The following is a 12,601-nucleotide window of genomic DNA, read 5'->3' on the forward strand; positions in this document are numbered from 1 at the left end:
GTGAATGTCGTCGCACAACACACCAATTTGTAGCACATTTGTTACGGTTATAATTAAAATCTTATAGATACGGCAAAGTAAGTGCTTTTGTTTATATTGTAATACATATAAACATTTAAGCCTCAATTTATTTTAAATCTCAAACAAAATACACGCACATTTAAATTCAATAAAAACAAATGCTTACATTAAAACACATTAGAGCCCGAAAAATCAATGCGACCTAGATCATACTAAAGACATATTGTAGTACAAATAAACCTTGGGACGCGTTAATCTAAGCCCAGTTAATTATGATATTTAAAAGGCTGAAAAGATGACTATTGATACTTTTGTTGTTCTCGCCTACTTCTTCTTTTTAATCGCGATTGGTTGGATGTTCCGTAAGTTCACCACCTCTACAAGTGATTACTTCAGAGGGGGCGGCAAAATGTTGTGGTGGATGGTTGGTGCAACTGCCTTCATGACACAATTTTCAGCATGGACGTTTACAGGTGCCGCAGGACGCGCGTTCAATGACGGTTTCGTTATTGTAATCCTATTCTTAGCCAATGCTTTTGGCTACTTCATGAACTATATGTACTTCGCTCCAAAGTTCCGCCAACTTCGTGTGGTAACGGCGATCGAAGCTATTCGTCAGCGCTTTGGTAAAACGTCTGAACAGTTCTTCACATGGGCAGGTATGCCGGACAGCCTTATCTCTGCAGGTATCTGGCTAAACGGTCTAGCGATCTTTGTAGCAGCAGTATTCAATATCCCAATGGAAGCTACCATTGTGGTAACGGGTATGGTTCTAGTATTGATGGCAGTAACGGGCGGCTCTTGGGCGGTTGTTGCTTCTGACTTCATGCAAATGCTTGTAATCATGGCCGTGACAATCACTTGTGCGGTAGCAGCTTACTTCCACGGTGGCGGCTTAACTAACATCGTTGCTAACTTCGACGGCGACTTCATGTTAGGTAACAACCTAAACTACATGAGCATCTTCATCCTTTGGGTTGTATTCATCTTCGTGAAGCAGTTCGGTGTAATGAACAACAGCATCAACGCTTACCGTTACCTATGTGCAAAAGACAGTGAAAACGCACGTAAAGCGGCAGGCCTAGCATGTATCCTTATGGTTGTTGGTCCACTAATTTGGTTCCTACCACCTTGGTACGTTAGTGCATTCATGCCTGAGTTCGCTGAGCAATACACATCAATGGGCGACAAAGCCGGTGATGCTGCTTACCTAGCATTCGTACAAAACGTAATGCCAGCAGGTATGGTTGGTCTTCTTATGTCAGCAATGTTCGCTGCAACGATGTCTTCTATGGATTCAGGTTTGAACCGTAACGCTGGTATCTTTGTAATGAACTTCTACAGCCCGATTCTTCGTCAAAATGCGACTCAGAAAGAGCTGGTTATTGTAAGTAAGCTAACGACTATCATGATGGGTATTATCATCATCGCGATTGGTCTATTCATTAACTCTCTGCGTCACTTAAGCTTGTTCGATATCGTAATGAACGTAGGTGCGTTGATTGGCTTCCCAATGCTTATCCCTGTACTACTAGGTATGTGGATTCGTAAGACACCTGACTGGGCTGGTTGGTCTACTCTAGTGGTTGGTGGTTTCGTTTCTTACATCTTCGGTATCTCTCTTCAAGCAGAAGACATCGAGAACCTATTTGGTCTAGAAACAGCGCTTACAGGCCGTGAATGGAGCGACTTGAAAGTAGGTCTTAGCTTAGCTGCTCACGTAGTGTTCACAGGTGGTTACTTCATCATGACTTCTCGCTTCTACAAAGGCCTATCGCCAGAGCGTGAGAAAGAAGTTGACCAACTATTCACTAACTGGAACACGCCGCTTGTAGCGGAAGGTGAAGAGCAACAAAACCTAGATACTAAACAGCGTTCAATGCTTGGTAAGCTTATCAGCACAGCAGGTTTCGGTATCCTAGCAATGGCTCTGATTCCAAACGAACCAACAGGACGCTTGTTGTTCCTACTATGTGGTTCGATGGTACTAACCGTTGGTATCCTACTGGTTAACGCATCTAAAGCTCCGGCTAAGATGAACAACGAGTCTGTTGCCAAATAGCTAAATAGCTAAATAAGCAGCTAACAAGTTAAACCAAAATGAAGCCCATGTTATTCGATAACATGGGCTTTTTGTTTGTCTTCGGTTTATCAAAATAGAATATGAAACGCATCTCGATCAATGCTCACAAACCGTAGAAATACCTATCTCCTGCCCTCGTTTTATCTTCTTTTCCCACCTTTCCAATGGTTTGATCTCTTTCTCTGATTGTTTCTGTTACTTTGAATGACAACACAAACACAACAGACAATTACAATGAAAAAAACATCACTATTACTTGCTTCCATTGCTCTGGCACTTTCTGGCGTCGCACAAGCTGACCAGCTAGAAGACATTCAAAAATCAGGCACGCTTCGTGTGGGTACTACTGGCGACTACAAGCCTTTCTCTTACTTCGATGGTAAAAGCTACTCTGGCTACGATATCGACGTTGCACAGCACATCGCGGAGCAATTAGGCGTTGAATTGAAGATTGTTCGTACCACATGGAAAGATCTACTGGCCGATCTAGAAGACGATAAGTACGACATCGCGATGGGCGGCATTACGCGTAAAATGCAGCGTCAGTTAAACGCGGAACAAACTCAAGGCTACATGACCTTTGGTAAGTGTTTCTTGGTTGCGAAAGGCACAGCAGAACAGTACGACAGCATTGAGAAGGTGAACCTCTCTTCTGTGCGTGTGGGCGTGAATATTGGCGGCACTAACGAGATCTTTGCCGATGCGAACTTGCAAAACGCGAGCTTCACACGTTACGAGAACAACCTCGACGTACCGAAAGCAGTAGCAGAAGGCAAAGTTGATGTGATGGTGACAGAAACCCCTGAAGGCCTGTTCTATCAAGTGACTGACGAACGTCTTGAAGCGGCACGCTGCGAAACTCCATTCACCAACAGTCAGTTCGGCTACCTGATTCCTAAAGGTGAACAACGTTTGTTGAACACGGTGAACTTCATTATGGATGAAATGAAGTTGAAAGGTGTTGAAGAAGAGTTCCTGATCCACAACTCTCTTAAGTAACGTCTTTTTCAGTTTATACCGTAACAAAAAAGAGGCCAGCAATGCTGGCCTCTTTCGTTATGGTTTAATGGTTCGCTTAACCGTGAGTTATCACATTTTGCTGTACTAGCGCATCTAGGATGTCTGAAGGCATGGTGCCACTTAAGGTTAGCTGTGGCGCAAGGTCTTCAACCACAATCACCTGTTCCGTAGTACCTAAGCCATCCGGGTTGATCGTAAGCTCAATGTCATCCCCGTCCACTTTCGCGTCTATCTGTTGTAGCAACGCGGTCATGTCTGGAGATGTATTTTTAAGCTCCGGCAACACTTCTCTCAAATCAATACTGTCCCCTTCCGACAAATCAAAGTCGGTAATCGTATCTTCAACACCATCTTCGATGTTAAGCCATACGAACGAGTCCATACCATCGCCACCAGTCAGAATGTCTGAGCCTCCACCGCCAATCAGGGTGTCGTTACCGTCACCGCCAACCAGCGTATCGTCACCCGATCCACCCACAAGTCGGTCATTTCCTGATCCGCCAGTGAGGTTAGTATCAAAGTTACTCGCTAAAAGTTGCACATCGTCTGTTTCAGAAGACAGATCGAGATCTATTGGGTTCGCAACTATATTGAGGTTTAGATCAATGTTTTGAGATATCGCAATATCGTTATTGTCCGTTTCTTCAGATACCGCCTCAACCTTCAACGTGTAATTACCCGGAGTTAACGGCTTACCAGCTGATGGTTGCTCGACGAGTCTGAGACTATCAATCGCATCAGCCGTCGCTATCCAAGTATCACCCACCAGCGAAACCGTACCCGCATCACTGGTTACGTCAACGCCGTCCGGAATATCACTGAGCTTCAACGTCAACTCTTCAGTAATATCCGTCAATGCAGCGACAATTCCGACTAAAGCGACTCCACTATTAGCGACCACAGATGAGCTGGTCGTAATGTTTCTCACATAGTTGAATGCCGGGTCAATAGACAAGGTTGGCGTATTCGCCACAGGTGTCACCGCGATGTTATACACCACTGGCGCAGTTTCAATCGAGATACCTGAAGGGTTTCCGCTGTCTTTAGCGATGACTTCTAATCCAATACTATTGGTTTGAGACAAGCTCGCATCGAGGTAAACGCCAGTTGGACTGGTTGGCGTATCAATCAGTGCGTTCAAATCGCTCAGAGTACCGACTAAGATGACCGAACCGGTGTTGTTCCCGTTAACCATCACCGTCGTCCCTGCCGGGAGAGCTACGTTCAATGTGCCGTAATCCACCGTCAGTGTGACTGTCATTAGGTCATTCGAAAATGCATCCACATAATCTGGGTCACTGACATTGATACCACTCAATAGCTGACCGGCATCCTCGTCGACAAGAGAGGTGACACTGTCACCATTAACAACAGGCGTATCGTTGACACCTTGCACCACAACGCTGATTTCCGCGGTATCCGTTAAGAAATCATTTGAGCCATTGGTTGTACCGTTATCTTCTACGGTATAGGTGAATGTAACATCGCCATTGTAATCATCAGCTGCCGTGAATACCCAGTATGGGCCATTAATCGAATTGTCATCCGCCCCACCAACGTTCTCAAACTTCTGAATTTGCCCCTGACCTTGATCGATTTCGACCTTAGTTACCGTAATGGCATGCCCCTCAGGGTCTGTCGTCGCTGTAATCAGGTCTTCAGCTTTGATGATTAGCTGACCTTCTTCAAGCATGGTGCCCAAATCAATATCGGTTGCCACTGGTTGGTCATTAACTTCTGTAACTACAAGGCTGATTTCCGCACTGCCCACTTTGAAGTCCGGCGAACCGTCGGTTGTACCATCATCGATAATGGAGTAATTGAATTTGACGTCTCCATTATAATCATCAGCTGCCGTGAACACCCAGTATGGACCATTAATCGAATTGTCATCCGCCCCAGCAATGTTCTCAAACCTCTGAAGCTGACCTTGACCTTGATTTTGAGTAAGGCTGATATCTGTTACGGTAAGGTTATGATTTTCGATATCAGAGCTTGCCGTAATCAAGTCACCCTCAACAATCACGATTTGGCCATCTTCCGGAATCGAGCCCAAATCAACATTGGCCGCTATCGGAGCATCATTATATTCCGTCACTTTAATAGTGAAGGTAGTTTGATTCGTTTGAGCGGTATTCGGATCACCCGCATCAATCAAACCGTTATTACCACCGTCATCGATCGTAGCATTAATGGTCACTAACCCACCCAGATTGAGATAGTTCTGATCCGGGTCCGGTTTGAACGTAACCTCGCCATTAGTTAGCGCTGCATTGATGTCAGCTTCTTTACCTGTCATGACAAGTGAGCCATCAGCCTGCAATACAAATGTCACACCATTGGATTGAGTGCTTGGGAGTACAAACTCGCCCTGTGCACCCGGCAGTGTTTGGTCAACTTTTAGCGTCAGTACATACGGTGCATCTGGATTATCAAAGTTTGCGTCGATATCGTAGATACTAAAGTTGTTGATTGCCACGCCAGTAGAGTCTTCTGTCGTTTCAAGGTTAGTCACATTGACAAAGGTCGGTTGATCGTTGATCGGATCAATCACTAAATCAACATTGAAACTCGTTGGTGTGCCTAAATGCTCCGTGTTATCAGCATCTGTATCCACAGAACGAACGGTAATCTGCAGTGGACCATTAATACCCAAAGCATTACCTGTATCACTATTATGTTCGCCAGAGTTAAATACGATCTTATCTAACGACTGAGCTGGGACGTTTAGTGTCCAGAGTTGCGTCGCTGGATCATAGCTACCTATAGTGGTTCCGTCAGGGTAGTAGATAGAAGCATCTTGAGGAACACCAGCCACTTCGACTCGAAGGGTTTCGGGTGCATTTTCGGTATACGTTCCGCTTCCTGTGGCCGACAACTCTTTATCTAAAATAGTCGCATTGATTTCGATATCAATATTCTGCCCTTCGTTGCCTGTTACAGAGTCCGTAGGATTGGTATCAACATCGTCACCAACAGGCACCACATGCAGTTTGAAGCTTGGTAAGTTTGCAGCCGCAGTCGGTACACCAAGTAGCGACTCTTGAGTGAACACTTCAACACCAAACTCAGCAGTACCACTGAAGTTTTTAGGCGGTAAAATCGAAATTTCACTTAAGTCGAATGAAAGCCCAGAAGCTTGAGGCAATTGAACACTCCACTCACCGCCACCGTTGTTTTTCACAGTGTAAGCAGAACCAGCATCTACACGCATCTGGAAGCCATCAGGTACATCAGTGAACTTAATCGATACAAACTGTTCTGATCCATCAAGGTCAGTCAGTGCAATCGATACAGGTCCTGTACCTGACAAGGAAATAAGCTGGTCTTCGTTGCCGGTAATCTCGATTACATCAGGATCACTACCCGGCCCAGAGACATGTACATCATCAACAACCGGAACAACATCAAAACGAACACTTGTATTGAAGGTATCGGAGTCGGTTGCAGTGCCTACCGGAAAAGCAGAATCATTGTAGGTTGCGGTATCTGTAACTGTACCACTTACATTAATCTGCACTTGGTTAATATCATTTCCAATTGGGTAGTTTTCTATCGCCCTAAAGAGGACATTATCGAGCGCCCCCGCCGCGATTTCAGCTTGATTAAACGTGACTGAGGTACCAAGTGAGGTGCCCGTATTGTCATAGAATGCCCCTATTGAAGGGTCATCCAACGTCAAAGTAATGGATGCAAACGCCTCTTGCCCCCCTTCGACGCCTGATACCTGATCCGAAATAGTCGAATTGAAGTCGAGTTGAATGTAGGTGTCTTCGTAACCCACCTGATCTTGTCCAGCCTGACCGTCGTTATCAACAGGATTAAAGGCATCATCAAGCGAACCGACGACATTCACCTCAATCGTAGGGTCCGTCTCTGCATCTGGCGCGACTTTGATGACGACGTCGGTAACTAACGTTTTCTCATCACCAGAGAGCGTATCTTTGGTCACTATGGTTAGTGGTAATCTAAAGTCACCAGAGTAGTCTGCCGGCAAGTTAAGTAACAGCCCTGAGAAATCAGTTGGAACGCCCTGTTCAACGGTTGTTTCGAATACATATTTTCCATTAACAAAATCGACTTCACTGCTTCCCGCTAAACTAATTGGGAAAGTGCCTCCTGGGTTAATGGTCACGGAGTCATCAATGATAATGGTCACTTGGTCTACCGAAGCGTCTTCTCCAGAGAAAGTGATCAAACTATCTAGCGCAGCTCCCAAATCTAGCTGTGTGTCCTCGATGGCATCGACAACACTGTTTGGTGTCATCGTAATATCTGCTGCGACCTCACCTCCCCCGACAAGTACTTCTGGAAATGATAATGTCACTTCGCCTTCCCGAATAACGGCAGGAGATGACTCAACCTCAACACCATCACCGCGATCAACCACCGTACTAAAGATAGTCATCTTGATGTCATTGAATACGTCTGGAAGATTAGAAATAGGAGGGAAACCAAGACCATTAGGAGCACTGATACTAAACAAGTCCTCATTCGTCACAACCCAACGACCATCGCCTTCATAAGCCGCGCCAATAACGAGTAATTGATTCAATACGTCATCTGATAATGGAGTCTTATTCGGGTCATTATTCGTTAATTGAATAACCAGTTGGTCGACTTCCTCAATAGCAGATGATGCATCGGTTTCTTGATATCGAATAACAAATTCATCCGTGGCGGACGGATTGTCGCTGTTGGTTGTAAACTTGAGTACACCAGTCAAAGGATCGGCGCTCACCGTACCCAAAGAACCAGTTCCAGCCACGTCGTCGACGATAAGCTGATTATCGATGCCATCATGAGTCTCAACAACGGGTCTTACGATAACATTGATCGTACCTTTAACCGTCGCAGTCGCAATACCCTCACCTGGGTTAGAAGAGTCCACATATTCGTGATCACGCTCCTCAACGTCTACCTCTGTCGTCAATGTGAAATCAACGCTAGAGTCAGTTGGCGGAGTCATTTGAATAAAGTTATTCGCTAATGCAATTTGAGTAAATTGTTCCGGCGTCTGATTCGCGTCTTTAGGGGTAATCGTTAACGTACCCGCACCATCATTCACAACAGTCACATCACCATTTACGGTGGGTGTGACACCCGGTGGAATACCGAAAATCTTAATTGAGGTGAAATGCTCATCTGAGTCGATATAGTCAACGCCTTCAGGATGCCAATCGATGTTGATAGCCGTATCTTCGTTCCCGTTTGTGACGTTGTCGTAGGTTGTTGAGGTATCGATGATAGGCTCAACCAACACTCGAATTTCTTGATCAAAAGAAAGTGTGTGACCGTCGTTTTCCGTTACGATCACTTTGCCTTGAATGTGGATATTCTCGGTCGAAGAGTCGACAGGTCGAATACGAATACCTGACGTTGTACCCGCCTCCGTAATATTAGCTTCGTAGATAGGTTTTGATAAATCAGGGCTACCACCCGGTCCGGTTTCGTAACCCACAAAGTTAAGATCAATAACCGTACCGTCACCATCCTCGATTATAACGCCATCAGGAATACCCGATAAGATAACCGTTATTGATTCGGAACCATCGTCCGGTAATGGTGTAGTGCCGGTGTCAGGCTTTCTCTCACCCGACAATACCGTGAAGTCAAGCAGAGCAAAGCTGTCGCCGTTTTGACTCTCTTGAATCGTCGTTTGAACACCGCTTGCAGTACCATCTGTAATTGCGGTCCAATCGGTACCATTCGTCCCACCATAAGGTGTGTCAGCAACTCCTTTCACTTCAACGTTAACCGTTTTAGTACCGAGTATTTCTACATCGACTTGTTGTGGGTTGGTTGACAGGTTTGCAGTGTCCTTCACTACACCTGTAACATCAAAAGTGAAATCGACATTGCTGTGTTTAGTTGGAACCACCTCAACGTTAGCCAAATCGGAATACGCTATTTCGTGGTAATTGGTACCACTGACAATAGGAACTACCGTGGTTGTACCCACAAAGTAAAGCACTGCGCCTTCTGTAATATTGCTGATACGAACAAACAGTTCTTCAGAGCCATCCGTATCGACCGATCCTGTCATGGTGATGACTTCGTCTAGCGTGAATGCATCTTTGTTATCCAAAGGCCCAAGGTAGTCGGGATTATCAATATTGTCTTCGTTGATTTGAATGCGATTTACACTGAACTTTCCAGGGTCAGCGTCAGCAGTGACATCAATAATGATGTTTTGCTCTACAGAACGAGCCTTAGTTTTATCATTTGCCCCACCGTTAGCAGTATCTTCATAAGGATTCAGTGTTTCCTCTGTAACCGCTGTTGCTTCGAACTCTATCTGACCCGAGAAATTATCAATAGGGTTAACCACGGTGGTGTTAATGTCTTCTGCCGCTATTTTATATACACCACCCGCCGTCAGCGTAAGCACATTGCCGTCTTTATCAAGAAGCTCAAACTTTCCGTCACCTTCAACAACTTTCAACTCATAAGTGATCGTTTCAGTTTGGCTACTATCTTGTGATACTGCGTTTAGCTGCAACGTGACGTTGTCTTCATCTTCATTGACTTGATACTGATAAGTGCTGTTACCATCATCCCAAGTAGCAATATCCGCTACCGCTTCAATCTCGATTTTGAAGTTTGAGTTTACTTTGTGGTCAAGCATGCCATTGTTATCAATTTCGAGTTCATAACGAACGCGCCCACCAGTTTCATTTGAACTAGCGTGTTGATCAGGGACGAAGAATAGGTTGTCTATCGTCGCAATAGTTTGTCTTGATTCATTCGGATTTGGAGCAAAGCTTTGTTCAAGTTCAGGAGGACCAAATATAATGCTCCCATTTGGCTCAGGTACTAACTCATGGTAAGAGGTACCATCAAAGTAATAGAACGTACCTTGGTGACTATCACCTCCGTTCGGGCTTTTTATCGTTAACTGACCTATAGATTCATTGTTATCTTGGTCGTATAAGTTAACTTGCAATGCAACTTGCGCTGGCGCATTAGGCAGACCACTTTGGTTGTCTTGAACATTCTCAAGATCTGGTTCATCGCCCGTTGTGTAAGGTATCGTTGAGTCTCTACCCGCATCCTCGAAAGTGGTCACTTTCAGCGCGATTTTCGACGAATTTCGGTCTGTGATGGTGATATCTAACGGTGTTTCAGAGGTATCTAAATCGCTATCGGTCGCAATCACTTTAATAGAGAATTTGATTTCATCGCCAACGTGCTCTAAGTAATTATTGGCTCTAAATTCTATCTCACCATTTGAGTTTATTTGAAGTCGACCCAATTCACGAGTATCAACGCCGCCATTGCTCTGCTCGTATACTCGAATCTCCTGAGTTCCACTATTTAGATCGAAACCACTACTGTAAGGCCCACTAGTTCCAGAGCGGAAAACAATATTGACTCCATTATCAGTAATTCCTTCGATTCGACTTAAAGCCGCCCCATCAGCGCCTACATCAGTGGCATCAGCAAACATATCGACTATAGAACCGCGATAACCCTGACCTTCAACACGAGTAATCGATTGTGTTGTCACTAATGGAACATCATCCGTCACCGTGATCTTCAGATCGATCGCATTCGATTGGTCGTGATCAAAATCTTCAGCAACGATGGAGAAATCAAGATTTATCGTATTCTCGTTTTCAGCGTCAGGGTGCTTCAGTGGTTTAAATAATTCGAATTGATAGCTGTTATCAGAGGTATCGAAAACAATCTCAAACACCGCTTCATTGCTGGTCACAGTTTGAGCAACGTATGTGAATTTTGTGCCGCTTTGTGAAACAGCTAGCCACTCTAAACTTTCTCCATCGGAGGTTAAACCGGTCAAGACTAAATCTTCATCAACCAGTTCATACTTCACAACGCCATCGGCACCTTCATCGACGGTGAACAGTCCATTGATGATAGTGTCGTCAGATTGATCCGAACCTATGCCTGAAAGGTCGTCTTCATCGACAACCGTTTCGCCCGTCGGCGGCGCCATTACCGGAACATCATCAATGACTTGAATTGGTAGTTGATACTGGTTGGAGTCATCGCCATCACCGTCTACCGCCACAACATTAAATGGTATGGTTAGGTCATTTGATCCAGTAGCGTGATTTAGAGGGCCAAGTAAAGTGAATGTGTATGACCCATCGTTACCCAGTGCAAGAGTAAAAATCGGAGTCCCGCTTGTGGTCGCACCTTGGTAGGTAGTTGTGTTCGCAGCCCCAGTGACCTCAGTGATCGAAATCGCTTCGTTGCCTGATGTCAGAGCATCTTCTAGGTCAGAGATGTTACGTAGCTCATAAGCCTCAACTTGGTCTGCACCTTCTGTGGTCACAAACGAGCCTGTCGCTTGAGCCACAACAGAGCCTAAATCATCTTCATCAACAACAAACGTACTCGCAACCGTCGTATCAGTGATCGTTGGCGCATCATCGAGCACCTCAATTGGCAATACATATTGGTTAGAATCATCGCCATCACCATCAACAGCAACAACATCAAACGGTATTGTTAATGTATCGAGGTTATTTGGTGTCGTAGCGTGATTGAGAGGGCCAAGCAAGGTAAAGGTATAAGCACCGTCATCAGTCAGTACTAGTGTAAAAATTGGCGTTCCACCTGGGTCCGTTGCCCCTTGGTAGGTAGTCGTATTAGCGGCACCTGTGATCTCAGTGATCTTAATACCTTCATTGCCCGACGATAGCGTCGCTTCCAGCGTTGAGATATTGCGTAGTTCGTAAACCTCTACTTGGTCTGCACCTTCAGTGGTAACAAACGAGCCTGTCGCATGAGCGACAATAGAGCCTAAATCGCCTTCATCAACGGCAAACGTACTCGCAACCGTCGTATCAGTGATGGTTGGCACATCATCCATCACCGTGATCTTCAGATCGATCGCATTCGATTTATCTTGGTCGAAATCTTCAGCTACAACAGAGAAGTTAAGGTTAATCGCGTTTTCACCCGCGCCATCAGGGTGCTTAAGTGGTTTAAACAGTTCGAATTGATAGCTGTTATCTGAGGTATCGAAAATAATCTCGAACACCGCTTCACTACTCGTTGCTGTTTGAGCAACGTAAGTAAATGTTGTGCCGCTTTGCGACACAGCTTGCCACTCTAAACTTTCTCCATCAGAGGTTAAGCCAGTAAGAACCAAATCTTCATCAACCAGTTCATACTTCACAACACCATCGGCGCCTTCATCAACCGTGAATAACCCATTAATAATGCTATCTTCAGATTGATCTGAACCAATACCAGTAAGATCGTCTTCATCGACAACCATGTCACCAGTCGGCGCCGTCATTACTGGCGCATCATCGAGCACCTCGATTGGCAATACATATTGGTTAGAATCGTCGCCATCGCCATCAACCGCAACGACATCGAATGGAATCGTTAAGGTATTGGAATTCGGACTTGTAGGATGATTTAGAGGACCTAACAACGTAAAGGTATAAGAGCCATCATTCGCTAGCGCGAGCGTGAAGATAGGAGTCCCGCTTGTCG

At 45.2% G+C, this 12,601-nt stretch carries 3 protein-coding genes; 2 read left to right on the plus strand and 1 reads right to left on the minus strand.

Going from position 1 to position 12,601, the window contains the following annotated elements:
* Positions 1–316 precede the first annotated feature (316 nt).
* Complete coding sequence (locus tag AB6E85_RS17030; protein WP_048613936.1) at positions 317–2,083, plus strand: sodium:solute symporter family transporter; 1,767 nt, start codon at positions 317–319, stop codon at positions 2,081–2,083.
* 255 nt (positions 2,084–2,338) lie between these two features.
* Complete coding sequence (locus tag AB6E85_RS17035; RefSeq protein WP_061039640.1) at positions 2,339–3,103, plus strand: transporter substrate-binding domain-containing protein; 765 nt, start codon at positions 2,339–2,341, stop codon at positions 3,101–3,103.
* A 76-nt stretch (positions 3,104–3,179) separates the two neighbouring features.
* On the opposite strand, the gene AB6E85_RS17040 is transcribed toward AB6E85_RS17035, so the two are convergent.
* Positions 3,180–12,601 (minus strand): cadherin-like domain-containing protein (locus AB6E85_RS17040; protein WP_372143327.1); only part of this gene is annotated, 9,422 nt, incomplete at its 5' end.

The organism is Vibrio sp. 10N.247.311.51, from assembly GCF_041467855.1.
GTDB lineage: Bacteria > Pseudomonadota > Gammaproteobacteria > Enterobacterales > Vibrionaceae > Vibrio > Vibrio coralliirubri.

Excerpts from the sequence above, each read along its gene's own strand:
- AB6E85_RS17030 (WP_048613936.1), top strand. The coding sequence starts at position 317 with ATGACTATTGATACTTTTGTTGTTCTCGCCTACTTCTTCTTTTTAATC.
- AB6E85_RS17035 (WP_061039640.1), top strand. The coding sequence starts at position 2,339 with ATGAAAAAAACATCACTATTACTTGCTTCCATTGCTCTGGCACTTTCT.